26 protein-coding genes are annotated in these 23,161 nt (G+C 36.0%); 15 read left to right on the plus strand and 11 right to left on the minus strand.

What is annotated here, in order from left to right; translation table 11 throughout:
• Positions 1-179: 179 nt before the first annotated feature.
• The 3 genes from ACQ33O_RS08935 (at position 180) to ACQ33O_RS08945 (ending at position 2,183) form a co-directional block, all read left to right on the plus strand.
• Positions 180-623 (plus strand): hypothetical protein, encoded by a 444-nt coding sequence (locus tag ACQ33O_RS08935; protein ID WP_430995226.1) that lies wholly within the window; start codon positions 180-182, stop codon positions 621-623.
• A gap of 686 nt (positions 624-1,309) precedes the next feature.
• Positions 1,310-1,696: a hypothetical protein gene (locus tag ACQ33O_RS08940; protein WP_430995227.1), complete on the plus strand. Its 387-nt coding sequence runs from the start codon at positions 1,310-1,312 to the stop codon at positions 1,694-1,696.
• An 82-nt stretch (positions 1,697-1,778) separates the two neighbouring features.
• The gene (locus ACQ33O_RS08945) at positions 1,779-2,183 is read left to right on the plus strand and encodes a hypothetical protein (RefSeq protein ID WP_430995228.1); all 405 of its coding nucleotides are present in this window, start codon (positions 1,779-1,781) and stop codon (positions 2,181-2,183) included.
• On the opposite strand, the gene mqnE is transcribed toward ACQ33O_RS08945, so the two are convergent.
• A complete protein-coding gene (mqnE, locus tag ACQ33O_RS08950) occupies positions 2,180-3,349 on the minus strand; it encodes an aminofutalosine synthase MqnE (protein WP_430995229.1) in 1,170 nt (389 codons plus the stop codon). The genes ACQ33O_RS08945 and mqnE overlap by 4 nt on opposite strands.
• A 124-nt stretch (positions 3,350-3,473) precedes the next feature.
• Here mqnE and ACQ33O_RS08955 point away from each other — a divergent pair, with 124 nt between their 5' ends.
• On the plus strand, positions 3,474-4,745 hold the full coding sequence (locus ACQ33O_RS08955) for a nucleoside permease (protein WP_430995230.1): 1,272 nt from the start codon (positions 3,474-3,476) through the stop codon (positions 4,743-4,745).
• 110 nt (positions 4,746-4,855) lie between these two features.
• Here the strand turns inward: ACQ33O_RS08955 and cysM are convergent, their stop codons facing one another.
• The gene (gene cysM, locus ACQ33O_RS08960; RefSeq protein ID WP_430995231.1) at positions 4,856-5,737 is read right to left on the minus strand and encodes a cysteine synthase CysM; all 882 of its coding nucleotides are present in this window, start codon (positions 5,735-5,737) and stop codon (positions 4,856-4,858) included.
• Between the two features lie 107 nt (positions 5,738-5,844).
• Between cysM and ACQ33O_RS08965 the strand changes: the two genes are divergently transcribed.
• Positions 5,845-6,549 (plus strand): hypothetical protein, encoded by a 705-nt coding sequence (locus tag ACQ33O_RS08965; protein WP_430995232.1) that lies wholly within the window; start codon positions 5,845-5,847, stop codon positions 6,547-6,549.
• 9 nt (positions 6,550-6,558) lie between these two features.
• Here ACQ33O_RS08965 and ACQ33O_RS08970 read toward each other — a convergent pair whose 3' ends face one another.
• From ACQ33O_RS08970 to ACQ33O_RS08980, 3 genes are all read right to left on the minus strand, one after another.
• The gene (locus tag ACQ33O_RS08970) at positions 6,559-7,785 is read right to left on the minus strand and encodes a 4-hydroxy-3-methylbut-2-enyl diphosphate reductase (RefSeq protein ID WP_430995233.1); all 1,227 of its coding nucleotides are present in this window, start codon (positions 7,783-7,785) and stop codon (positions 6,559-6,561) included.
• Between the two features lie 82 nt (positions 7,786-7,867).
• Entirely contained in the window at positions 7,868-9,598 is a 1,731-nt protein-coding gene (locus ACQ33O_RS08975; protein WP_430995234.1) for an amidohydrolase family protein, read from the minus strand.
• Between the two features lie 32 nt (positions 9,599-9,630).
• Positions 9,631-10,041, minus strand: coding sequence for a hypothetical protein (locus ACQ33O_RS08980; RefSeq protein WP_430995235.1), 411 nt, complete (start codon positions 10,039-10,041; stop codon positions 9,631-9,633).
• A 226-nt stretch (positions 10,042-10,267) separates the two neighbouring features.
• Between ACQ33O_RS08980 and ACQ33O_RS08985 the strand changes: the two genes are divergently transcribed.
• Positions 10,268-11,035 (plus strand): DUF6089 family protein, encoded by a 768-nt coding sequence (locus tag ACQ33O_RS08985; RefSeq protein ID WP_430995236.1) that lies wholly within the window; start codon positions 10,268-10,270, stop codon positions 11,033-11,035.
• A 74-nt stretch (positions 11,036-11,109) separates the two neighbouring features.
• The gene (locus ACQ33O_RS08990) at positions 11,110-11,913 is read left to right on the plus strand and encodes a dienelactone hydrolase family protein (RefSeq protein WP_430995237.1); all 804 of its coding nucleotides are present in this window, start codon (positions 11,110-11,112) and stop codon (positions 11,911-11,913) included.
• A gap of 5 nt (positions 11,914-11,918) precedes the next feature.
• On the opposite strand, the gene metX is transcribed toward ACQ33O_RS08990, so the two are convergent.
• A complete protein-coding gene (metX, locus tag ACQ33O_RS08995; RefSeq protein ID WP_430995238.1) occupies positions 11,919-12,932 on the minus strand; it encodes a homoserine O-acetyltransferase MetX in 1,014 nt (337 codons plus the stop codon).
• Between the two features lie 69 nt (positions 12,933-13,001).
• Here metX and ACQ33O_RS09000 point away from each other — a divergent pair, with 69 nt between their 5' ends.
• From ACQ33O_RS09000 to ACQ33O_RS09010, 3 genes are all read left to right on the plus strand, one after another.
• On the plus strand, positions 13,002-13,424 hold the full coding sequence (locus tag ACQ33O_RS09000) for an OsmC family protein (RefSeq protein ID WP_430995239.1): 423 nt from the start codon (positions 13,002-13,004) through the stop codon (positions 13,422-13,424).
• Between the two features lie 87 nt (positions 13,425-13,511).
• Positions 13,512-14,675, plus strand: coding sequence for an O-succinylhomoserine sulfhydrylase (locus tag ACQ33O_RS09005; protein ID WP_430995240.1), 1,164 nt, complete (start codon positions 13,512-13,514; stop codon positions 14,673-14,675).
• 75 nt (positions 14,676-14,750) lie between these two features.
• The gene (locus tag ACQ33O_RS09010; protein WP_430995241.1) at positions 14,751-15,176 is read left to right on the plus strand and encodes a hypothetical protein; all 426 of its coding nucleotides are present in this window, start codon (positions 14,751-14,753) and stop codon (positions 15,174-15,176) included.
• Positions 15,177-15,193: 17 nt separating this feature from the next.
• Here the strand turns inward: ACQ33O_RS09010 and ACQ33O_RS09015 are convergent, their stop codons facing one another.
• Positions 15,194-16,090 (minus strand): D-hexose-6-phosphate mutarotase, encoded by an 897-nt coding sequence (locus ACQ33O_RS09015; RefSeq protein ID WP_430995242.1) that lies wholly within the window; start codon positions 16,088-16,090, stop codon positions 15,194-15,196.
• A 28-nt stretch (positions 16,091-16,118) separates the two neighbouring features.
• On the minus strand, positions 16,119-16,445 hold the full coding sequence (ytxJ, locus tag ACQ33O_RS09020; protein WP_430995243.1) for a bacillithiol system redox-active protein YtxJ: 327 nt from the start codon (positions 16,443-16,445) through the stop codon (positions 16,119-16,121).
• A 320-nt stretch (positions 16,446-16,765) separates the two neighbouring features.
• Between ytxJ and ACQ33O_RS09025 the strand changes: the two genes are divergently transcribed.
• The 3 genes from ACQ33O_RS09025 (at position 16,766) to ACQ33O_RS09035 (ending at position 19,485) form a co-directional block, all read left to right on the plus strand.
• Positions 16,766-17,539 (plus strand): exonuclease domain-containing protein, encoded by a 774-nt coding sequence (locus tag ACQ33O_RS09025; protein WP_430995244.1) that lies wholly within the window; start codon positions 16,766-16,768, stop codon positions 17,537-17,539.
• A 69-nt stretch (positions 17,540-17,608) separates the two neighbouring features.
• Positions 17,609-18,412 (plus strand): polyprenol monophosphomannose synthase, encoded by an 804-nt coding sequence (locus ACQ33O_RS09030; protein ID WP_430995245.1) that lies wholly within the window; start codon positions 17,609-17,611, stop codon positions 18,410-18,412.
• A 56-nt stretch (positions 18,413-18,468) separates the two neighbouring features.
• Entirely contained in the window at positions 18,469-19,485 is a 1,017-nt protein-coding gene (locus ACQ33O_RS09035; RefSeq protein ID WP_430995246.1) for a T9SS type A sorting domain-containing protein, read from the plus strand.
• Between the two features lie 38 nt (positions 19,486-19,523).
• Here ACQ33O_RS09035 and xerD read toward each other — a convergent pair whose 3' ends face one another.
• Positions 19,524-20,426 (minus strand): site-specific tyrosine recombinase XerD, encoded by a 903-nt coding sequence (xerD, locus tag ACQ33O_RS09040; RefSeq protein ID WP_430995247.1) that lies wholly within the window; start codon positions 20,424-20,426, stop codon positions 19,524-19,526.
• A gap of 86 nt (positions 20,427-20,512) precedes the next feature.
• Between xerD and ACQ33O_RS09045 the strand changes: the two genes are divergently transcribed.
• On the plus strand, positions 20,513-21,019 hold the full coding sequence (locus ACQ33O_RS09045) for a YkgJ family cysteine cluster protein (RefSeq protein ID WP_430995248.1): 507 nt from the start codon (positions 20,513-20,515) through the stop codon (positions 21,017-21,019).
• A 136-nt stretch (positions 21,020-21,155) separates the two neighbouring features.
• Here the strand turns inward: ACQ33O_RS09045 and ACQ33O_RS09050 are convergent, their stop codons facing one another.
• Both ACQ33O_RS09050 and purU read right to left on the minus strand, forming a co-directional pair.
• Positions 21,156-21,503 (minus strand): YraN family protein, encoded by a 348-nt coding sequence (locus ACQ33O_RS09050; protein ID WP_430995249.1) that lies wholly within the window; start codon positions 21,501-21,503, stop codon positions 21,156-21,158.
• Positions 21,503-22,348 carry a formyltetrahydrofolate deformylase gene (gene purU, locus ACQ33O_RS09055; RefSeq protein ID WP_430995250.1) on the minus strand — a complete coding sequence of 282 codons (846 nt, stop codon included), beginning with the start codon at positions 22,346-22,348 and terminating at the stop codon, positions 21,503-21,505. Before purU ends, ACQ33O_RS09050 begins: the two co-directional genes overlap by 1 nt.
• 192 nt (positions 22,349-22,540) lie before the next feature.
• Here purU and ACQ33O_RS09060 point away from each other — a divergent pair, with 192 nt between their 5' ends.
• Positions 22,541-23,116 carry a DUF6580 family putative transport protein gene (locus tag ACQ33O_RS09060; protein WP_430995251.1) on the plus strand — a complete coding sequence of 192 codons (576 nt, stop codon included), beginning with the start codon at positions 22,541-22,543 and terminating at the stop codon, positions 23,114-23,116.
• The last annotated feature ends 45 nt before the right edge of the window (positions 23,117-23,161 follow it).

The following is a 23,161-nucleotide window of genomic DNA, read 5'->3' on the forward strand; positions in this document are numbered from 1 at the left end:
AAATCCCCTTCATACTTAGTATTTCTACGCATTTTTTTTATTATTTTCTAAAATTTTAATTAATTGATTTCCAGTCAATTAGTTCTGTTTTGAGTATTTTCCGCAAAAAATAACAGTAATTTCCGCAGTATTTATACAATATGCTGAGTACTTTCCCGTTTTAGTATAGGAAATACCGAATGAAACTTTTAAAAAAATTAAAAACACAACAAATGAAAGCTTTAAAAACAACAATCGCCATCTTAGTTTTGACAATCGCTGCTAATGCTTCTTTCGCTCAAAACAGCGTTGGTAATATTAAAAATGTTTTTGAAAATAAAGTTGGTGTTCATAATTGTGCTAAAACTCAATTTGCAACTGCAGCAAGCTTAGAAGTTTGTCCAATGCAAATGGCTGAAGGTATTGTTGTTTTAAAATTAACGAATCAACCTTTAGGTAAATATTCAGTTAGCATTAAAGATGAAAATGGTGTTGTTGTAATGACTCAAAACGTAAATTACGATGCTACTGCTACTGCTCAAACAGTTAAATTTGGTAAAGCACTTGCAGGCGGTACTTATACAATTGATGTAGTAAGACCAGATAACACTAGGAAATCTGAAACTGTATTATTGTGGTTATAATTTTTATAAAATTCATTCAAAGTATTTCAATCTCTTTCCAAAACTTATTAATCAACTGATACCTGATAAATAATTAAAAAAAGTGCCGAAAGGCACTTTTTTTATTAGTACTAATTGCTCCCGAAATTATCCGACTTGTATATTTTTAATTCACTGGATCATCTTGTAGTATAAATAAACAGTCTTATTTAATTTGCTTCAAAACAAAACTTTTGGATCTTCTGTTGATTTACTTCACTGCAAATAACCGGAAGCATTGCATTCTCCGTTTCAGTTCTGTCTATCCCGTAGGTAATTCATAAATTTCTATAAGCTAAAACAGATACGTAGTATCATCATTTGGTTTGTAATTTCCGCAATCAAAGGTAATTATACGTTTATCTGCCTGGGGAAAGTGCATTCGATAATGCTACATTATTCCTAAAATTTGCCTTATAAAAGGCCTAAATGGTTAAAAGTATACTGTATTTAAAGTAAAATTTCAATAAACTGAGTATTTTTACGCATTTTGTTTAAATATTTTTATGAGTGAATTGTGTTGATTATCAATTAGTTATTGATCAATAAACGTATTTTTCGTAAAAAATGCAGTAAATTCCACATCTTTTACGCAATATGGAGAGTACTTTCACGTTTTAGTATAGGAAATACCGAATGTATTTTCCGAAACCCTGAAAAAGAAAAAAATGAAAGCTTTAAAAACAACAATTGCCATCTTAGTTTTAACTATCGCTACTAATGCTTCTTTTGCACAGATCGATACCAGAGATTTTCCAACAACTCATACTTGTCCAAAATCTAAAACTAAACAAGCTTCAATTAAAGTTTGTCCTTTGCAAATTGCAAACGGAATTGTTGTAGTAAAAATGAACAATCAACCACAAGGTGAATATACGGTTCAAATCGCCGATGAAAATGGTAACGTATTAATGACAAAAGCAGTTAATCATAATGTAACTGCAGCTTCTGAAACAGTAAACTTTGGTAAAAACTTGACCGGAGGTACTTATACAATCGAAGTTGTCACTCCAAACAAAGCAAAACAATCTGAAACAGTAATGTTGTTGATGTAATCCTTTACATCAACAATATTCTTTCAGGCTCTCGTTCAACAATCATCATTTTACATAATTTTTCTTAAGGACATCAATCATCATGTATTTAGTTAAAACCCTTTGCTTAGCACTTTTTACTGCCTTATTTTTTACTTCTTGTGAAAAAGGAGTAGCTGTTTCCACTGACGATCTTGTACAAGTTAAATTCATCAATGCTACCGGTAAATCTATTGCCAACGGCACAATTGAAGGTAATTACATTATTGGGTATTTAGAAGATGGAGCCGAAACAGGTTACATCAATTTCAAAAGTTTCGGAACTGATACCGGTATGCCTGATATGCCATTTACCGCTGAAGTAGGAGGATCTTACAGAGAAAGTAACTCTAAGTTTTATTTCTGCGGAACTGAAAAAAGTAAATTACTGCCAGGCAAATACACAATTGTTATCAGTACGGTAGAACTTCCGATAGGAGAGTACATGAATCTTCAATTCAAACATTAATTTTGTAGCGACTCTACGGCTTCAGTTGCAAAATCTACATTACTATAGTCTTTAACAATATTGTATAAAGTATCTCTCTCAACCGGTCTGCGTTTTACCTGTTTAATCAAGGTTACTAATTCTTCTGTACTCATTGCCGGTGTTTGTTCCTCGCTACCCGCCATGCTGTAAATTTTTGTAGAATCATCTATCGTTCCATCAATATCATTTACGCCGAATGATAAACTCATTTGAGCATTTTCTCTTCCAAGCATTGGCCAGTAAGCTTTCAGGTGAGGGAAATTATCTAAATAAATTCTTGCAATTGAATACAATCGCATGTCTTCGGTGATCGTACTTTCGGCCACATAACTCATTTCATTATCATGATTTCTGAATTTCAACGGAATGAAAGTATTGAAGCCATGTGTTTTATCCTGTAGTTCTCTCAATCTTTTCATATGATCGATTCTGTCTTCATATTTTTCAATGTGACCATACAACATTGTTGCATTGCTATGCATACCTAAGTTATGAGCAGTTTCATGAATTTTTAACCAGCCGTCGGCATTTACTTTATCTGCTGCAATTTGTTCTCTAATGGCTGGAGCAAAAATTTCTGCGCCGCCACCGGGCAAACTATCCAAACCTGCGGCATGTAATTGTTTCATGCCTTCTTCAATACTCAATTTTGCTTTTCTAAACATATAATCCAATTCAACAGCAGTAAATGCTTTTACATGTAGTGAAGGACGATGGGCTTTTATTTTTTGCATGAGTTCGATAAAATATTCCATATTCATTTTTGGATGAACACCACCAACAATATGTACTTCGGTAATTGGTTTATTATCGTAGCTCTTTACAATATCAAGCATTTGATCAATACTTAATTCCCAGCCTTCTTCTTTGTGTGCATACAATTTTGAGTAGGAACAAAATTTACAACTGAATACACAAACATTGGTTGGTTCAATGTGAAAATTTCTGTTGAAATAAGTGGTGTCACCATGCAATCTTTCTCTGATAAAATTGGCTAGAGCGCCAACAAAAGGCAGAGAGCCTTTCTCAAAAAGTGTTATGCCTTCGGCATCGGTGATCCTTTCATTGTTCTTAACTTTTTGTGCTATTGTTTTCAGGGATAAGTCTGAAGTAGTATTGATCAACGTATCTATAGAAGCCTTCATCACGAATATTTTTGCAAAGTTATGTAAGCGATGGTTAAAACAAAAACTATAGTTTTTGTAGATAAAACTGTCGTTTTTGTTAAATAAAAATGTTTATCTTCCAATTTAAATAAAAATTGATAGTATGAATCTAAAGATGCGATTAACAGTAATGAGTTTCCTGCAGTTTTTTGTGTGGGGAATCTGGTTAATATCCCTTGGTGGTTACATGTTTGCAAACTTTAATAATCCTATTGACCCATCTTTAGGTTCAAAAGTAGGAAACACATATGGTACGATGGGGTGGGCTTCGTTATTTATGCCTGCTTTAATGGGTATAATAGCAGATAAATATATACGGGCAGAAATTGTATTGGGGTTGTGTCATATACTTGCCGGTGCCGGGTTGTATTATACCAGTACAGTGACCAGTGCCGGCGATATGTATTGGGCTATTTTATTGGTAAGTTGTTTTTATATGCCAACTATCGGGTTGAGTAATACCGTTTCTTATGTGTTGTTGAGTAAAAATAATTATGATGTACAAAAATCGTTTGCCCCTATTCGTGTTTGGGGAACGGTTGGTTTTATTGTTGCAGAGTGGGCTGTTGATCTGTTAGGGTGGACACAAAACAATACTCAATTTTATTTTGCTGCAGTTGCCAGTATTTGTACAGGTTTATATTGCTTCTCAATGCCAAGAATTGAGATCAGCAAATCCACAGAAGAAAAATCATTCATTACTCGGTTGGGGCTAGATGCATTTCAATTGTTTAAGAAACCGATCATGGCAAAGTTCTTTTTATTTGCAATGTTTCTTGGAGCGGCGCTACAAATTACCAATATGTTTGGCAATCCTTTTCTTTGGGATTTCGGAAAAAATCCTGCTTATGCAGATAGCTTTGCCGTAAAACATAGTAATATTCTGATCTCACTTTCGCAGATATCCGAAACCTTATTCATTTTAGCTATACCGTTTTTCTTAAGACGTTTTGGTATAAAAATAGTGATGCTCATCAGCATGATCGCATGGGTGCTTAGGTTCGGTTTATTCGGTTTGGGTAATCCGGATCCGTCTTTTGGTTTATGGTTACTTGTACTTTCAATGATTGTTTATGGAATGGCATTTGATTTCTTCAATATATCCGGTTCGTTATTTGTTGACCGTGAGGCAAAACCCAGTATCCGTGCTAGTGCTCAAGGTCTTTTCATGTTAATGACGAATGGCCTTGGGGCAATTTTGGGAGGAATATTTGCAGGGAAAATAGTGGATCATTTTTCAGATGCTGCCGGTAATAAAGATTGGCCAAATATATGGTTTAGCTTTGCTGCATATGCTTTGGCGATTGCAGTTATGTTTCTTTTGACTTTTAAATATAAGCATGATCATAAGGCAGTAGAAAATATTAGTCATTAACCTTGCTATAAAATATTTTAGCCGGGAATACGGTAAGACATAAATCATTCAATAAAATGTCTTACCGTGTTTCCGGCTAATTTTTTATATACTATTTATTTGAGATGTTGTTAATCAAAAAGATCAGAGGACAAATATCGATCTCCACGATCGCATATAATACATACGATCACTCCTGAATTAAGTGTTTTAGATAATTCCACAGCGGCATGAACAGCGCCACCACTGCTCATTCCGCTAAATATGGCTTCTTCTTTAGCCAAACGTTTTGCCATGATACGGGCATCTTGTTCTCCCAATTCAATAATGCTGTCAATTTGTTTTCTGTCGAATATTTTTGGTAGATAAGCTTCCTGCCATTTACGAATGCCTGGTATTCTTGAGCCTTCTGTTGGTTGGCATCCAATGATCTGAATACCCGGATTTTGTTCTTTTAAAAATCTTGATACACCCATGATGGTTCCGGTAGTACCCATCGATGATACAAAATGTGTGATGGTATTATGTGTGTCTCTCCAAATTTCAGGGCCGGTAGTACGGTAATGCATATTCGCATTATCCGGATTGTCAAATTGATTCAACATTACATAGCCACCCTTAGCAACTTGTTCTTCTGCATAATCTCTGGAGCCTTCCATTGATTTTTGTTTTGGGGTAAGGGTAACTTTTGCACCAAATGCCTGCATCGTTAAGATCCTTTCCCTCGTTGCATCTTCAGGCATTACCAATTCGATATCAATTTTAAATAAGCTTGCAATCATTGCTAATGCAATGCCTGTATTGCCACTGGTTGCTTCAATTAATTTTGTACCTTCTTTTATTTCACCTCTGTCAATTGCACCTTTTATCATGCCGTAGGCTGCTCTGTCTTTTACACTGCCACCCGGATTATGCCCTTCTAATTTTGCAAAGATCCTTACGTTTTTATTCTCGATCACATGCTTTAATTCTACCATCGGTGTATTGCCTACCAGATCTAAAATACTTGCCATATACTGCTGTTTGTATATCAAAATTATGTGATAATAATAGAAAATCTTTCAAAAAATGAGGGTTATTGGGTATTGCCGAACATAAATGTTTGAACGACTTTAGTTATATGGAAAACAGGGAAGGATCGTACCTTTTAAAATTTCAACAAAACAACAAAATTGCATTGGTGCTCATACTGGTACCGGTATTGGGTGTTTTGCTTTTATTGTTGCCGTTAGTGCTGCTGAACATTAATTTGCCGGAGTGGGGGCTATTTGGCATTATAATGTTGGCTATCGTATTGGTGGTGATTTTTACAATATACCTGGTGGTGAAAAAAACAACAGTAGATTGTAATGTGTATTTGAGCGAAGAAGGGTTCGGTTATGAATTGCAGCAGTCGTCTTTTTTGTATTCCCGGAAAAAGTTTTTCAGCTCCTGGGAAAATATTTCAAATATTTCAGACAATATCGATACTAAAAACGACCTGATCTTTTATCAGGTAAGTTTCACTGATCCGAAATTTACGGCCACATTCAATTATAAGCAAGATCATGAAGCCGATATTCAAGCTTTTTGGAGCGACCTGATGCGATACAAAAATCAGTTTAATCTCGTGCACAAAAACGGTAAACAGATCAGTGATGTAGGGTTTTACGAAACCAGAACAGCGTGGTTATTAACACAAATTACTTATCTGTTGTTGTTAGGTGTATTTTTTGTAAAAGTTGTATATCCTTATGCCATCAGTTGGTGGCGTGTAATCAGTTTTATTGCATTTGCACTTCTTTGGTTGGTCAATTACCACACAAATCGGTTACGAAAAAAATAAAACAGTGAATTATGAAAAGCTTTCAGTGATTGCTTCTATTTGTTTGGTTGTTTTAAAATAGGTAGTTAGTTTTTCTATCACACCTTCTACCAATGCATCAGGACAGCTTGCACCACTTGTGATGAGAATTTTTACGGGATCTTTTTTAGGAAGAAAATCTGTTGTAGTTAATTCTTCTTTAGTATGATAATTATAATGTACGATTGTTGAATCCGAAATGATCTTATCTGCCGTATTGATGAAGTAAGTTGGTAATTTATCTTCGCACAGTTCTACAAGGTGTGATGTATTGCTGCTGTTATAACCACCTACCACAATAGCAAGATCAGCTTCGGTTTGTAGCAAACCATACACCGCAGTTTGATTGTCGTTGGTTGCATAACAAAGAGTATCCCTTGTGTCGGCAAATCTTTCTTCAATGCTGGCAGTTGTTAAGCTATATGTTTTGATCATTACTTGTTTTAAAAAATCCGCAATGGCCTGTGTATCACTTGCAAGCATGGTAGTTTGGTTCACAACTCCAATTCTTTGAAGGTCTTTTGTTACATCAAATCCTTCAGAATATTTTCCATTGAATGTTGAATAAAATTCATTTGCTTTTTTTTCTCCGGTGATGAATTTACTCAATTCAATTGCTTCATTCATGTCATTTACAACAACAGTAGGTGTGTGTGATGCTGCATGAGAAAAAGTAGCTCTTGTTTCTTCATGTGTAGGTTTGCCATGCACCACTACTGTATAATTCTTTTGTGCTATCTGTTCACTTCTGTTCCATACTTTTTCTACAAACGGACAGGTGGTGTTATATTTTTCTGTAGGGATGCCGATCTTATTTAATTTTTCTTCAATAGCGAGTGTTGTACCGAATGCAGGGATGATCACTACGTCATCTTTGGTTAATGTTTCAAAAGGAACAAGCTGTTTGCCATATGTGTCTTGTAAAAATTGTACGCCTCTTTCTAGAAGATCCGCATTTACCTGCGGATTGTGGATCATCTCACTTAATAAAAAAATACGCTTACCCGGGTTCTCCTCAACTGTTCTGAAAGCAATATCAATTGCATTTTCAACCCCGTAACAGAATCCGAAATGTCTTGCAAGATAAATTTGTAGCGGCCCAAAATCAAGCAGCGTAGGAGAGAAGTCTTTCTTCATCTTATCCTCTTGCTTGCGTTTATTTTTTATTGCGGCAATTAATGGGCTTCTATATATGATCGGAACGTTAAACTGTTTCATTGTGTGCTATGCAACTGCAAAGATACAAATGTTGCACTAGTTTATTAAAAGGCGATTGCGGACTTATTTTTGTGAGTAAATGTCAATAAACACCCTTTATCTTATTGTTTTTGATAAAGTAAATTTTGGTTTGTTCTACTACTGAATTGCTATTAGAAAATATTCTTTCTTTAGTAATAATTCGATCTTCCAACACAAGCTTTTCTTTTATTTCTATGTGAGTATCAGGTGATGTTGCAAATAGTTTTGCATACGCTTTTCGCATTTTATTTTTTCCTTTTTCAAATGACTTGGTTGAGAAGTTATAAAACTCAACATTATCTGCATATGGTTCAAGAAACGCTTCAATATTTCTTGTGTTATAAGCATTTATTTGCCTTTGTACCAATGCAAATGTTGTTTCTTTTACTAATGTATCGGGGTTTATAACAATACCTTTATTAATAATGCTATTGATTTTTGTAAGATTATCAAGGTCATCAATAGGGTTTGCGTCTAACAAAACCATATTAGCTTTTTTGCCGACGGTAATGCTACCAAAACTATCTTCTTTGCCCAGCACTTTTGCTCCGTTAATGGTGGCTGATTGAATGATTTGCCAGTTGTTTAGTCCACTGCTTTGCATAGCTTTCAATTCTTTGATAAATGAAGTGGCATGTTGAGTGCCGATATTGCCTGCATCCGTTCCTGCAGCTATTATTACACCTGCATCTATCATTTTTTTAAGGTTGATCTTTCGGATTGAATCAGCCATATGTGATGACGAAACCGTTTTGTTTGAAGTAGCCCATTTATAATATTTCCGGATCAATATAGTGTCGGGTAAATGTTGCAGGTCTAATAAAGAGCCTATTGTCGTTGGGTTAGATCTAACCAGATCATAATAAGTGTAGTTCTTTTTTTGTGCGAATGTGTTATCATAACCATCAGCAACAATTAAGGTAGGGCAGAGGATCACATTTTTGTCTTTCAGTAATTTGATGAAATCATCAGATACAACCTCGTCTTCTATCTGGTGTACTAAAAAGTCGCAACCATTTTCAACAGCCAGTTGTGCAGTAATTCTTTCTGTTGCATGAACGGTAACTTTTAATCCGTTTTTATGAGCCTCTTCAATTATAACTTTAAACATTGGAAGAAATGCTCTGGCGCTAGCTTCAACGCTATCAGGTTCGGTTATGTACCACACTTTTATGAAATCTGCATTAAAACTGATTTCTTCCTGTACAGCTTTTTTAGCTTCTGCAATTGTTTTAATAAGTTTAAAAGGCTCATCTGCTTTTAAGCCCAGGTAAACGTCCGGCTCCCAAGTAGTGAGTAAAGCTCCTGTCATGGAAACTGATGGGACGTCTTTTCTTCCTTTAAAGTTTTTTCTTTGTATCAAAAAGCTGTCTGAGGCACCTACATCAATAACATTGGTAATACCTTCTCGAAGGTACCTTTTCAACAGATCTTCCATATTAGTATGCACCCAGTCAAGCTCTTTTTCGTAAGGCACATTTTCTCTAAGGTCGATGGCGTCAGGTCTTGTGTACAAGCCGCCGCTTTGAAAAAAGTGTATATGTGCATCGGTCATACCGGGTAATAAAAATTTGCCATACCCATCGATCATTCTTGCAGTTGAATGTGGAACCATTTTTTTCGAAGAAGCAATTGTTGAAATAACCCCATTTTTAATGATAACCGTTTGTTTTGGTATCAACTGTTTTTTCTCAACATCTACGATTGTTACATTAGTGATATAGTAGGTCTGACAATAAACGCCGAGTGAAAAAGATATCACCACACTCAAAAAAAATATTTTTTTGATCATTAGTTAGTTTGTTTTACAGGTACGTGTTTAAATTATTTTCCTAATGAAATACTAAGAGAAAGTGTTGGTTGCGTTCGATAACAAAATGCATTATTGAACGGAGCTACAACTCTGTTATTTTGTAACGCAAATGTAGCTGCTTTCTTTTTTTTATTACCGGCACTGATGAAGTATGGGACGCTGATAAGAGTGCAAGCAATACCACTTGCTATTATAATTCCTCCCGTGAAATCTTGTTCATAGGTTGAGTTTTCACGTTTGTTAGCATCAATAATTGCGCCGGTAATAATTGTTGCGGCGCCGGTGCCTAATAATATCCAAGCGGCTGTTTTATGATTTTTACTTTTTTTAAGATATTCTTCTTTTGTGCTGCCTTCCGTTTGTGCAACAACAAGACTGCAAAAGAAAAAAAAGGATAGTAGTATAATAGCAATTTTTTTCATAACCTAAGTCGGTTTGGTGAGATATTTATTTCACTCAATGTACAAAACCAATGCTGAAAATCCAACTAATCATTCAAGAAGCGTTTGGAGATGTTCGGAAATGTTTTAACAAATTATATTGAAAAGCTTTTTTAGTTTAGAGGAAAGTTAAAATTCAACTATGCATTTAATTATACGCTAAGTTTCCAAGACGCTGCTTTCATTGTTCACTTTAAAATGCATAAATATGAAAGCAAATGAAAAACCCCTTTTAATGCTTATGGCGGTAATGGCTTTGAGCATATTTCAAACTAAAGCTCAGCTCTTGAGTAATATGAGTATAGGAGTCAATGCTGGAGCCTATATTTATCAGGGAGATCTTACTCCATCTTTCGCTGGTTCTATAAAAACTCCTTCTGCCGGATTTAGTCTGTATGCTCAAAAAGCATTCAGCGATTATCTTTCTTTTCGATTGAATTTTAGTGCGGCCAAATTAAGAGCAGATGAAAGTAAATACAATAATGCTTTCAGACAACAAAGGGCTTTTAGTTTTTCAACTCCGTTGAAGGAATTGTCCGGTTTAGTTGTGTGGAATCTCAAGGGAAGTAATTTTAATAATTACGGGAAATCTCCTTACTTATTTACCGGTATTGGTTTTTCTTTTTTGAATGTGTCGCAAGATTATTCAAGGGTAGATACTGCTGCTTTAAAAGATCCGACATTACTTACAAATATATCAAGAGATGTTGCTCATGGAACGCCTAAAGTGTTGCCGGTAATACCCATAGGTGTTGGAATGGATTTTCCGCTTTCGCAAAGATTGTTCCTTTCAACAGAAGCAGCTTATCGGTTTTCTTTTTCCGATTATATTGATGGATTCAGTTTGTCTGCAAATCCTTACAGAAAGGATAGTTACTATAGTGTAAGTGTTGGATTGAAATATCGCTTTTATGATGGCGATGATTCCGGAGGAAAAAAGAATAACAAGTCGGGTTGCCCAGCCAATGTTTATTAACTCTAAACAAAGTGGTTTGATTTTTGTTTAAAGGCAACAAATAATTGGTTAACTTTATTAAAACAAAACGAGCCATGAAAAATAGATTAAGATATATTGCTGCAACTTTTTTTGGTGTGATCATTTTAAGTGCTTCTGCGATGGCACAAGAGAAAATTAAAGGAGAGGAGGTAGCGTATAAATTAAACGGAGTAACCATGATCGGTTATGTTGCATATGATAGCACAATACAAGGTAAGCGACCTGCTGTAGTAGTAGTTCATGAATGGTGGGGAAGTGGTGATTATGTTCGAAAAAGGGCTCGTATGCTAGCAGAATTAGGCTACATTGCTATTGCTGCCGATTTATATGGCGATGGTAAAATGGCCGGCGATCCTGCAACTGCAAAAGAGTTTGCAATGGTATTATATAATAATCCCAATTTGGCAAAGCTGAGAATTGAAGCTGCAATAAATAAGGTGAAAGAATATGCTCAAACCGATCCGGATAAGATTGCAGCAATTGGTTATTGCTTTGGTGGTTCAATGGTTTTGAATGCAGCAAAAATGGGGGCAGATCTTGAAGGCGTGGTAAGCTTTCATGGAGGGTTGGCAGGGGTGCCGGCTACAACAAACAGTACAAAGGGAAAAATATTAGTATGTCATGGTGGAGCAGATAAATTTATCAGTGAAGAAGAGATCAAGGCGTTTAAACATAATCTCGATTCCGTAGGTGTAGATTATACATTCAAAGTGTATAAAAATGCTACGCATGCGTTTTCCAATCCTAAAGCTACAGAAACAGGAATAAAATTTAATATGCCTATCAAATACAACGAAAAAGCTGATCGAAGATCCTGGAAAGAAATGAAAAAATTTCTTAAAGAAATTTTCAAATAGAATAATTATTTACTCAACCATTTGTCAAGGTGTGTTGAGATCAATTTTGATTCAACCATAAATCCATCGTGACCGTAAGAGGAATCGATCTCTATCAATGATGCATTAGGAATATGCTTTGCTAGGAATTGTTGTTCAATCAGCGGACAAAGAATATCACTTGTAATGCCGATCAATAAGGTACGTTGATGAATGCGTTGAAGTATAGGTTCTAGCTTACCACCACGGCCTCTACCTATATGGTGACTATCCATGCTTTTTGTAAGTAACCAATAACTGGTTGCATTAAAGCGTTTTATTAGTTTATCTCCTTGATGGTTGATGTACGAAGAGGCTTTATAATTGTCTAATTTTTCAAAATCTTCATCAGTTTGTTTTTCTACCATGATGCCATAATTCCGGTAAGTGAGCATACCCAAAGCACGGGCAGCTTTTAACCCTTTTGCTCCTGCTTCAGGAGAGTCCGTCTTCCATGTACAATCGGCTTCAATAGCCAAACGTTGGGCTGTATGCGTAGCAATTCCCCAGGCACTTTCTGTCGCTGAAGTAACAAGCAGGAAAAGGTTGTCAATTACTTCTTTTTCCATAATACACCATTCTAAAGCCTGGTATCCCCCCATACTTCCACCCATGATCAAAAATATTTTATCAATCCCAAGGTGTTTGCGGAGTAAAATATGGGCTTTAACCATATCCCTGATGGTTACTTCAGGAAAACTATTGTAATAAGGTTTATTATTAGTGGGATTAGTGCTTAAAGGGCCGCTGCTCCCATAACATGAGCCTAGAATATTGGCACAGATGATAAAATACTTCTTAGGGTCAATTATATGGCCTTCTCCAACCAAACCATCCCACCAGTCTGCGGCATCCGAGTTTGCTGTTAAAGCATGACAAACCCATACTACATTACTCTTTTCGGCGTTTAAAGTACCGTAAGTCGTGTATGCTACGGTAATTTCGGGTAGAGATTGACCGTTCTCGAGCTCAAATTGATGTTGATGATGAAAAAACTCCATTAATAGGTTTTCGATTGAAAATGCAAAGTAAAGGCTTGCAAGAATTATATTTGCAAAAATATTGAATAAATGATAGAAATAAATTTAAACCGTGTTAATGGCGACTGTGGTTTTGAAGCTACAGATGCTAATGGCCATGTTGTTCGTATGGATACCAGCCCGGAAACCGGCGGTAACGACTATGGTGTACGTCCTATGCAGGTAATTTTGATGGGCTTGGGCGGTTGTAGTGCTATTGATATTGTTATGATCTTGAAAAAACAGCGTCAGTCTGTTGATGGCTTTTCTATTAAGATCGAAGGAGAAAGAGAAAAAGGAAAAGAGCCGTCTTTATGGGAAAATGTGAAATTGGTGTTTGAACTAAGAGGTAATATTGACCCTGAAAAAGCTGCAAGAGCATGTGAATTGTCTATGAACAAATATTGCTCCGTTGCTGAAACTTTACGTAGAGGAGGCACTAACCTTACCTGGGCAGTGAGAGTCATCAATTGATTTGGTGATTTGGAAATTTGAAGATGAGAGCTATCTAAGTCACATACTCCAATTCTAGATTTTTAATTTTTAATTATTCATTACCGGATGCATCCAATTACAAAAGCGATACGAACAAGAGTTGATCAGACAAATGAAATGGAACACTCGTCACCGTTATTTTTGACGAGTAGCTTTGGCTTTGACAATGCTGAAGATATGAGAGCCGCTTTTGCTGATGAGACAAATGATAATATCTATAGCAGATTTAGTAATCCTACTGTTCAGGAATTCACCGACAGGGTGGTAGCTTTGGAAGGAGCTGAGGCAGGTTATGCAACAGCATCTGGCATGAGTGCCATATTTGCATCAATGATGGCCTTACTCAAAAGTGGCGATCATTTGGTTGCATGTAGTTCTATTTTCGGCAGTACTGTTACTGTACTAAATAAATATTTACCAAACTATGGTATTCAGATTACTTATGTACCTGCAAATGATCTTAGTCAATGGGAGGCTGCTATCAAGCCAAATACAAAAATGCTTTATTTGGAAACGCCGACCAATCCTGCGTTGGATGTGATCGATCTTGCTACTGTAAGTGCATTAGCAAAAAAGCACAATCTTATTTTAAATGTAGATAATTGTTTTGCTACACCGGTATGTCAGCGTCCGATCGATTTTGGAGCTGATCTGGTAGTGCATTCTGCCACAAAGTGGATGGATGGACAGGGGAGAGTATTGGGTGGTGTAGTAGTTGGTAAAAAAGAATTGATCCATAATATTTATTTGTTCTGTCGTAGTACCGGGCCTGCTTTGTCTCCGTTCAATGCATGGGTATTAAGTAAGAGTTTAGAAACATTAGATGTTCGTATGGAACGTCATGCTTCTAATGCATTGGCATTGGCAAAAGCTTTAGAAGGACATGATAAAATAGCTTCCTTGAAATATCCTTTCCTTGCAAGTCATCCGCAAAATGCCATTGCAGTTAAGCAAATGAAAAATGGCGGCGGCTTGGTTGCCTTTGAATTAAAAGGCGGTTTGGAAAGCGGAAGAAAATTCTTAGATGCTTTAGAGATGCTTTCACTTACTGCAAACTTAGGAGATGTTAAAAGTATTGCTTCTCATCCTGCAAGTACAACACATGCAAAATTGTCGGAAGCAGAAAGAACAGCGGTGAACATAACGCCTGGGCTTATACGCATTTCTGTTGGGTTAGAGCATATTGATGATATCCTTGCAGATGTATTGCAGGCGCTAGATAAGTGTTAAAGTTGTATTTAATGCCACAGAATGAAATTTTGTAATAATTGTATAAGTCTTCTTTTGATTTTGCTGCTAATTACGATGTCAAGTTGCTCATTGGGGATGTTGCTGTTTTATCGTGACTCAAAAACTTCTACTGTCTACAAAAGTTCAGATTCGAAAAAGGACTATTTTAAGATAGATGCAACTACACTTTCCCATTGCGGTTGTACACAACTTACAATTACAAATTATAAAAATGGGGAACGAGATTTTATTATCAGATATGGAATGGGAACATATGCAGGTAAAATTATCTATAAGAATAATTCTGTTACAAAAGAAAGCGATACTGTTTGGTTGAAGTTTACTACTCTTGAAAATTATACGATCAAATTTAATTCGATTGACAGTTTGATCCTTAAAGTAATTGACTCTTTTGCAGTCAGCAAACCAAAGGGAGTTGTATATCCCATTAATAAGCCAATGTTCAAGGGTTATATTAAAGACCTCTCCAAAAATAAATAAAATCTATATAACGATTTTTAGATCAATCCAAAAGAAGTCCCCGTGCTGAATTCATTTCCCGGTGCAACGGTAATAATGTCGTCTAAAGCGTTAACGGCTTCCACACAAATAAATGTTTTGTAACCATCATCCGCAATATCACCAATGTTTTTTGTGGTAGCTTCCCCAGGGTTCCAAACCACCGTTATTTTACTGCCGGTTTTACCAACTGCAATTGTTCTAGCTAAACGACGGTCTTCAATGATACAATCATTGGTATGGTTAACATAACGACGGTTTTCTTCTTTAGCAATAAGTAATAATGCTTCTTCCTGAGTTTTTAGTTCATTACTGCCGGCTTCGTAATAGCCTGTGTTTTGCAGTCCTGCAATAGTAATATTTGAAAGATCGCTTACATTGAAATAGGTATGTAAGGCATCCGTATAAGTAAATGTATCTGTGCCGGTATTCTTAACTGATAAACTAATCGTCAATTTTTCTCCGACAGTAACGGTGATGGTTGCAACAAAATCATGTGGCCACATCTTTTTTGTTTCTTCATTTGATGATAAGATGAGCCCTATTTCTGTGGCGCCATCTGCCAATACATTGATCCATTTTATACTCCAGAATGATAATCTTGCAAAACCATGTTGTGGTTTTTGATTATCATCTGCATGAGGCCCAAACCAAGGAAAACAAACGGGTACGCCACCTCTGATAGGCTTGCCTGCTTCAAAAGCAGATTGGTCACTCATCCATAAAACCTCTTCTTCGCCAATGGGCTGATAGCTTAATACATGTGCTCCATACAAGGAGATAATTGCTTTCGCAAAATGATTGTTGATTGTTATAAATGGTAAGCCACCATTTCCTTCAGAAAAAAATATTTGTTCTTCAATACCAAATTGTTGGTTGAGTGCTGCAATCGTCATGGCAAAAAATTTAGGGTAAAAATAGTAATTACAATTGTTCTGCTATCTCATCCATAGAAATTGCAGAATGACTCTCATCAAAAATACACTCTCCGTTCTTAATTAAAAGTACTTGAGGAGATTCATGATAAACAGAAAAATCTTCAGCTATCTTGTTAGAGATGTTTTTATGAGCAATTAGATCTAAAAAATAAAAATCTACTCCTTCCGGAATAATACTTCTCTCTAGACGACTTTTTGCAACACCGCTTATCGAACAGCGGGTACTGTGCTTAAAAATGAGTTGCGGTTTTTGAGTAGAAAGCTTTTTGATCTCTTCAACTTGAGTCTCAAGGGTAATCGGTATCCACTGCATGATATTCAACTAATTTTATATTAGTGAATGATTCCCTGTGCACCAGGGCATCCTGTTTTACGACTTGGATGACAACTGCTTACAAATAAAGCAATTGTGCAGATTGTCAAAAGGGCGAAAAGTATTTTTTTCATGTAATATTGTTTATCTGAGCAGATATATTATTTTGCAAATATACTAAATCTTTAGTTTTATATGAATGGTAACGATTTGTCTATTAAAGTACTATCTTGCTTTCTGTTATAGTTGCTTGACTTACAAAATACTATAACGTAAAAAATGACCCTTTTATTTACAACCCAAAAAAAATAAATTCCGCAATGTCCTTACAATTAACTCGTCCGATTGCCTTTATTGATCTGGAAACTACAGGTGTAAGTCTTACCGCCGACAGGATCGTTGAAATTGCTATTATCAAAATTCTGCCTGATGGTACAAGGCAGGTTAAACGCAAACTAATTAATCCACAAATACCTATTCCTCAGCAATCTTCAGATATCCATGGTATTACAGATGAGATGGTGAAAGATGCTCCTACATTTAAACAAGCTGCAAACGAATTAAAGCAGTTCATTGAGAATTGTGATCTGGGTGGATATAACAGCAACAGGTTTGATATTCCGTTACTTATGGAAGAATTTCTTCGTTCAGGTTTAGAGATGGATCTTACCACAAGACGAATGGTAGATGTACAACATATTTTCTATACGATGGAACCACGTACACTAACTGCTGCGTATAAGTTTTATTGTCAAAAAGATCTGGTAGGGGCGCATGGAGCGGAAGCAGATGTATCGGCAACCATTGATGTATTACTTTCACAAATGGATAGGTATCCTCAATTGGGTACAACCGTCGATTCAATTCTTGCATCTATCGGTGAAGAAAAGATCGTTGACTATGCAAGAAGATTTGTGTTTGATGATAAAAATGTAGAGGTCTTTAATTTCGGCAAACATAAGGGAAGACCTGTTTTAGATGTATTAAAAGCTGAGCCTCAATACTACGACTGGATGATGAGAGGTGATTTTCCCCTGCATACCAAACAGAAGCTAACCGAAATATTAAATCGCAGCCTGTTAAAAAACAACTAAAAGAGCGTATTGTTTACAATAAGTTGACAGTGCTTTGCAGTAAATGATGTACTTTCGTAACACACTTTAGTGGCTTTGGAAAAACTTGTTATCATACCAACCTACAATGAAAAGGAGAACATTGAAGGTATCATTGCGGCAGTAATTAACCTGCAACAGGATTTTCATGTGCTGATAATTGATGACGGTTCTCCTGACGGAACAGCTTCTATTGTAAGATCTTTATTTGACCAATATCCCGGCGTACTGTTTCTAGAAGAAAGAAAAGGCAAGCTAGGTTTAGGTACAGCTTATATCCACGGATTTAAATGGGGTTTGGAAAAAGGCTATCAATATATCTTTGAAATGGATGCCGATTTTTCTCATAATCCTGGAGACCTACCAAGATTATATGATGCTTGTAAAAAAGGAGCAGGTGTTGCTGTGGGTTCAAGATATGTAAAAGGTGGAAACGTAGAAAATTGGCCATCTGATCGTATTGCTTTATCAAAAGGCGCCTCCTTATACACCAGAATAATTACATGGATGCCGGTAATGGATCCTACCGCCGGTTTTGTGTGCTACCGCAGAGAGTTTTTAGAAACACTTAATTTTTCCTCTATACATTTTGTCGGTTATGCGTTTCAGATAGAAATGAAATTTGCCGCCTGGAAACTAGGATTTAAAATAGTAGAAGTGCCCATCACTTTTATTGATAGAAAATTTGGAGATAGTAAGATGAACAAAGGCATCGTTAAAGAGGGTATCCTCGGCGTATTGAAATTAAGATGGATGAGCATTTTTAAAAACTACCGGAAGAAAGTAGCCAATACTTTCGATGATACTACCACAACTTTCACTCAGCAACGTGAAGTTGCCTTGGAAGGAAAATAATTTTCCCGTTTTATGTAATACTATTCAAAACCGCATCATCAATGCAAAACCATTGTATGAATGCAGTTCAACTAAATATTGCAAAACCCTGTCATGAAAACTGGGATGCAATGACACCTACCGAGAAAGGAAAATTCTGTTCCTCTTGCCAAAAAACCGTAGTAGATTTTACATTAATGAGTGATGGCGAATTGCTCAGGTATCTTTCCTCGATAAAAGAAAAAAACATTTGTGGTAACCTCTACACTGATCAATTGAATCGGCCTATTTTGATGCCAAAAGAACCGGCAAAACCTTTGCCATGGTACTGGAGTTTTGTGATGATGATCTCGTTACTTTTTTCGAAGTCTTTATTAAAGGCTCAGTCGGTAAAAGGAGAGGTTAGTACAAGACCAACAAATGAAAATGTTTTGTTGAGAGGGAAGATCAAGTGTGTAAAGCCTGTTGACACAGATACTATACCTGCCGATAAGCCACTACTGGATACTTTGGTAAATGATACTGTTGTTGTAACTGGGTATGTGACTAAAAAGGTGCAAGATGTAACGGGAGCTATTACAATAATTAAATCGCCTAAGCCTAAACTTTATGTAGTTGACGGTGTAGTTGAAGAAAGTATATCAGATATTGATCCTAAACAGATAGAATCTATTGATGTGCTGAAAGAATCTCCGTCATCAGTTATATATGGAAGAATTAGTTCAGACGTAGTAGTCATCACTACTAAAAAGAAAACGACATCAGAACTTCCTGAAAAAATCACCCGATTTTTTCAGGATACATTAACGAGTATTACAAGTATAAAAAATGAGCAGATCAGGGTTTATCCAAATCCGTTAATGGCAGGTGAACGAATTACCGTTGCATTTAAAGTTAAAAATGCAGGGATATTCAATCTGACAATTCTTAACGATTTAGGAGTAGCGGTTCTGCAAAAAAAGATTACGGTCAATATAAAAAAACATGTAGAATCGTTGGAAACATTAACTACATGGACTAGTGGAATGTATTTTATCAAACTAACCGATTCCGAAAATAATTTAATCAGTACCTCCGGATTTATATTAGAGTAACAAGTATGGGTGTCAGGCGGCTTTGCCGCACTGGCTCCTTACTGTTTAAAAGCAGGATGAAATTGCTGCAAAGTGGTACGCAAAAATTCTCTGTCTAAATGGGTGTATATCTCAGTAGTGGTAATGCTTTCATGCCCGAGCATTTCCTGTACGGCTCTCAAATCGGCACCGCCTTCCACTAAGTGAGTAGCAAAGGAATGGCGGAAAGTATGTGGTGAAATATTCTTTTTAATGCCTGCTTGCTTTGCAAGTTCTTTAATGATTAAAAAGATCATGACTCTAGACAGCTTTGTTCCTCTTTTGTTTAAAAAAAGAAAATCGTCATTTCCTTTTTTAACAGGTATGTGTACACGAATATTTTCTTTATAGATCTTTATATATTTTATAGCATCGCTACCAATAGGAACTAATCTTTCTTTATCACCTTTACCAATAACTCTTATAAAGCCAACATCCATATACAGGCTACTGATCCTCAGGTTAATGATCTCACTTACCCTTAAACCGCAGCTATACAATGTTTCAAGAATAGCTTTATTTCTACCGCCTTCCGGTTTGCTTGCGTCTATCTTTTGTATCATGCTTTCAATTTCATCAAAACTTAAAACTTCAGGTAGCTTTCTTTTTAATTTAGGAGCTTCGAGTAGGGCAGTAGGGTTGCTTGTAGTTATCTGTTCAAGTAAACAATATTTATAAAAACTTTTAAGTCCGGATATGATCCTAGCTTGCGAACCCGGCGTCATACCCAGTTCACTGATCCATCGAACGAATTTTTCAAGATCGGCCAATACAAGTTGATTGGGTGCCTGAAGATTATTGGTAGCTTGAAGATAAGTTGTTAGTTTTTCAATATCATGCAGGTAGGCTTCAACAGAGTTGTCGCTTAAAGATCTTTCTAATTGCAGATAAGCCTTAAATCCTTTTTTATAGGGTTCCCACATTTATATTTTGTTATTAATAGTTTTGTAAGTAATCTTTGCAACTGAAATATAATTATTCGCTAATAGCATACGCAATATAAAGAAAAATGCAGCCCATTAATATCCGTTCGTTCAAACAATTGGTCCGTATCAACAAAAGAAGGTTCAAATCTTTTTTGACAAAACTTGAAAAAGCACCGCCAAGGCATCTTCATAAAACTATTGATGTTATTGATCAGCAGGTATGGGCAGAAACAGATTGTCTTACCTGCGGTAATTGTTGCAAATCAATGACCCCTACGTTCACGACTTCAGACATTAAGCGTATCGCAACACATTTTCATATGACACCTGTTGAATTCAAAGACAAGTGGTTAGTGTATGAAAAACGTGACGGAGACTGGCAGAATAAAAAACAACCTTGCCAGTTCCTGAATTTGAAAGATAACAAATGCTCTATTTACGAAATACGTCCTGCAGATTGTGCAGGCTTCCCTCATCTTACTAAAAGAAAAACAGTAGATTATATTCATGTGCACAAACAGAATATAGAATATTGTCCGGCAACGTATAAAATGGTTGAAAGATTGAAAGAAGCGCTGTCAGGTAAGTAGTATTCTATTTACGATTTGGGATGTACGATTTGCGATGTCATTATATTTGAAATGCTTTTATATTATGGCGGCATCTATATAGAGCAATGACTAACAACCGTAAAGATATCGTAATCGTACATCAAACATTGTACATTCAAGAAACGTCTTCAATAAAAAAATACTCTATTGGTTCAGTCAGCGTTATTGCTAAAATATCAAACTGAATTCTTTTCCATTGAGGGTTTAAGTATAAATATTCTTCCGCAGCGTTTATAAGATTTGCTATTTTTTTCTTTCCTACTTTTTCTTCGGGATTACCGTAGTTTTTTGTTCTACGTGTTTTTACTTCTATAAAGTGCAATACATTTTCTTTTGAAGCAATAATATCTACTTCCCATCTTGAATGACGCCAGTTTGTGTGAAGGATGTTAAAGCCATTTTGTGAGAAATATCCGACTGCCAGCTTTTCGCCGATTTGTCCTGTAGTATTGTGTTGTGCCATTAATTAAAAATGATTGTCTTATTATTGGCTACAAAAACTCGGTCTTCCAGAATCAATCTCAACGCTTCTGCCAATACGGATTTTTCTATTTCATGACCGGCTTCTACCATTTGTTTGACACTGTATTCATGATTAACAGGAATTATCTTTTGTGTGATGATCGGCCCTTCATCCAATAAATTATTTACAATATGTGCAGTGGCGCCAATTAATTTTACACCTCTTTCGTATGCTTGCTTGTAGGGGTTTGCGCCGACAAATGCAGGTAAAAATGAATGATGAATATTGATGATCTTATTTTCAAAACGAGCAACAAATTCAGGAGATAATATACGCATGAATTTAGCTAGCACTATATAGTCTGGTTGGTATTGATCTATGATCTTACATATTTCAGCCTCAAATTTTTGTTTGGTTCTATGTTCGTGGCTGACAAAATGATAAGGGATGTTAAATTGTTCTGTAAATGGCTGTAGCGTATCATAATTCCCAACTACGGCTTTTATGTTTGCATGTAATTCATCGAAATGATAACGAACGATCAGATCGCTTAAACAATGGTGTTCTTTTGTAACCAACACCACTATATTCTTTTTTTCTACTGGACGAATACTGATGTCGGCCTGTTTATCAAAAATGGTTTGGAGCTGATCGGTAATATCCGGGATAGATAATTTTCCGGTAACCTCGGCTCGGGCAAAAAAAGTATTGGTGCCGGTATCTACAAATTCTTTCATTACAACAATGTTCAAATTGTTTTTAAACAGTAGGGCGGTAACCTGAGCAATAATACCCTTTCTATCGGGGCAATTAATGAGCAATATATGATGTGGTATCTGGGGCATGATTATAATTGAGCGTTAAAAATAAACATTTTTTAGCGTTGACCTACAAGCCACAAGGGATAAGTATACTGATACAAACCATTTTGCTCTTCACTTCCAGCTTATGCCCTATAGCTAATAACTTGAGATTGTTTTTAAGTAATAGATAACTATTTGCCAAAATGCTTACTTTTGCCACACAAATAGTCGTATATGAAAATTGATAAATCAGTAATAGTAAGTTTTATTTTATTGGTAGTGATAGCATCTTTATACAGAGTAATGCCCGGCAGACCTTTGGGTTTTGCTCCGCAGATAGCTATGGCATTGTTTGGTGGTGCTGTAATTAAAGACAGAAAGATGAGTTTTTTATTGCCTTTATTGTCAATGTTGATCTCAGATGTTATTTATGAAGTATTATTTGTAGCAGGTATATCGCCGATTAAAGGTTTTTATGAAGGACAGGCTTTAAACTATGCATTGTTTGCATTGATAACGATTATTGGTTTCTATATCAAAAAAGAAAATGTTATAAGCATTATCGGTGGTGCATTGACTGGAGCAACCGTTTTCTTTTTGCTTTCTAATTTTGGGGTTTGGATTGGTGGAGGATTGGATATCAATAATGTTCCTTATCCTAAAACTTTCTCAGGATTGGTTTATTGCTATACTGCGGCGTTGATTTTTTATAAAGGAGCATTGTTGTCAACATTATTCTTCAGCGGAATATTGTTTGGGGGTTATTATTTGGTGAACAGATTTTGGAATTGGTCTGTAAATCCGGCTTAATAGTTTTTTTATAAAATATTGATGCCACCTTTTGGGGTGGCATTT

The sequence above is a fragment of the Ferruginibacter sp. SUN002 genome (assembly GCF_050611725.1).
Taxonomy (GTDB): Bacteria; Bacteroidota; Bacteroidia; order Chitinophagales; family Chitinophagaceae; genus Ferruginibacter.

Excerpts from the sequence above, each read along its gene's own strand:
- ACQ33O_RS08975 (WP_430995234.1), bottom strand. The coding sequence starts at position 9,598 with ATGATCAAAAAAATATTTTTTTTGAGTGTGGTGATATCTTTTTCACTC.
- ACQ33O_RS09050 (WP_430995249.1), bottom strand. The coding sequence starts at position 21,503 with ATGGCACAACACAATACTACAGGACAAATCGGCGAAAAGCTGGCAGTC.
- ACQ33O_RS09060 (WP_430995251.1), top strand. The coding sequence starts at position 22,541 with ATGAAAATTGATAAATCAGTAATAGTAAGTTTTATTTTATTGGTAGTG.
- ACQ33O_RS08955 (WP_430995230.1), top strand. The coding sequence starts at position 3,474 with ATGAATCTAAAGATGCGATTAACAGTAATGAGTTTCCTGCAGTTTTTT.
- ACQ33O_RS08970 (WP_430995233.1), bottom strand. The coding sequence starts at position 7,785 with ATGAAACAGTTTAACGTTCCGATCATATATAGAAGCCCATTAATTGCC.
- ACQ33O_RS08965 (WP_430995232.1), top strand. The coding sequence starts at position 5,845 with ATGGAAAACAGGGAAGGATCGTACCTTTTAAAATTTCAACAAAACAAC.
- ACQ33O_RS09025 (WP_430995244.1), top strand. The coding sequence starts at position 16,766 with ATGTCCTTACAATTAACTCGTCCGATTGCCTTTATTGATCTGGAAACT.
- ACQ33O_RS09010 (WP_430995241.1), top strand. The coding sequence starts at position 14,751 with ATGTCAAGTTGCTCATTGGGGATGTTGCTGTTTTATCGTGACTCAAAA.
- ACQ33O_RS08985 (WP_430995236.1), top strand. The coding sequence starts at position 10,268 with ATGAAAGCAAATGAAAAACCCCTTTTAATGCTTATGGCGGTAATGGCT.
- ACQ33O_RS09015 (WP_430995242.1), bottom strand. The coding sequence starts at position 16,090 with ATGACGATTGCAGCACTCAACCAACAATTTGGTATTGAAGAACAAATA.
- mqnE (WP_430995229.1), bottom strand. The coding sequence starts at position 3,349 with ATGAAGGCTTCTATAGATACGTTGATCAATACTACTTCAGACTTATCC.
- ACQ33O_RS09005 (WP_430995240.1), top strand. The coding sequence starts at position 13,512 with ATGCATCCAATTACAAAAGCGATACGAACAAGAGTTGATCAGACAAAT.
- ytxJ (WP_430995243.1), bottom strand. The coding sequence starts at position 16,445 with ATGCAGTGGATACCGATTACCCTTGAGACTCAAGTTGAAGAGATCAAA.
- xerD (WP_430995247.1), bottom strand. The coding sequence starts at position 20,426 with ATGTGGGAACCCTATAAAAAAGGATTTAAGGCTTATCTGCAATTAGAA.
- cysM (WP_430995231.1), bottom strand. The coding sequence starts at position 5,737 with ATGGCAAGTATTTTAGATCTGGTAGGCAATACACCGATGGTAGAATTA.
- ACQ33O_RS08980 (WP_430995235.1), bottom strand. The coding sequence starts at position 10,041 with ATGAAAAAAATTGCTATTATACTACTATCCTTTTTTTTCTTTTGCAGT.
- ACQ33O_RS08990 (WP_430995237.1), top strand. The coding sequence starts at position 11,110 with ATGAAAAATAGATTAAGATATATTGCTGCAACTTTTTTTGGTGTGATC.
- ACQ33O_RS08940 (WP_430995227.1), top strand. The coding sequence starts at position 1,310 with ATGAAAGCTTTAAAAACAACAATTGCCATCTTAGTTTTAACTATCGCT.
- purU (WP_430995250.1), bottom strand. The coding sequence starts at position 22,348 with ATGCCCCAGATACCACATCATATATTGCTCATTAATTGCCCCGATAGA.
- ACQ33O_RS08945 (WP_430995228.1), top strand. The coding sequence starts at position 1,779 with ATGTATTTAGTTAAAACCCTTTGCTTAGCACTTTTTACTGCCTTATTT.
- ACQ33O_RS09035 (WP_430995246.1), top strand. The coding sequence starts at position 18,469 with ATGAATGCAGTTCAACTAAATATTGCAAAACCCTGTCATGAAAACTGG.
- metX (WP_430995238.1), bottom strand. The coding sequence starts at position 12,932 with ATGGAGTTTTTTCATCATCAACATCAATTTGAGCTCGAGAACGGTCAA.
- ACQ33O_RS08935 (WP_430995226.1), top strand. The coding sequence starts at position 180 with ATGAAACTTTTAAAAAAATTAAAAACACAACAAATGAAAGCTTTAAAA.
- ACQ33O_RS09000 (WP_430995239.1), top strand. The coding sequence starts at position 13,002 with ATGATAGAAATAAATTTAAACCGTGTTAATGGCGACTGTGGTTTTGAA.
- ACQ33O_RS09045 (WP_430995248.1), top strand. The coding sequence starts at position 20,513 with ATGCAGCCCATTAATATCCGTTCGTTCAAACAATTGGTCCGTATCAAC.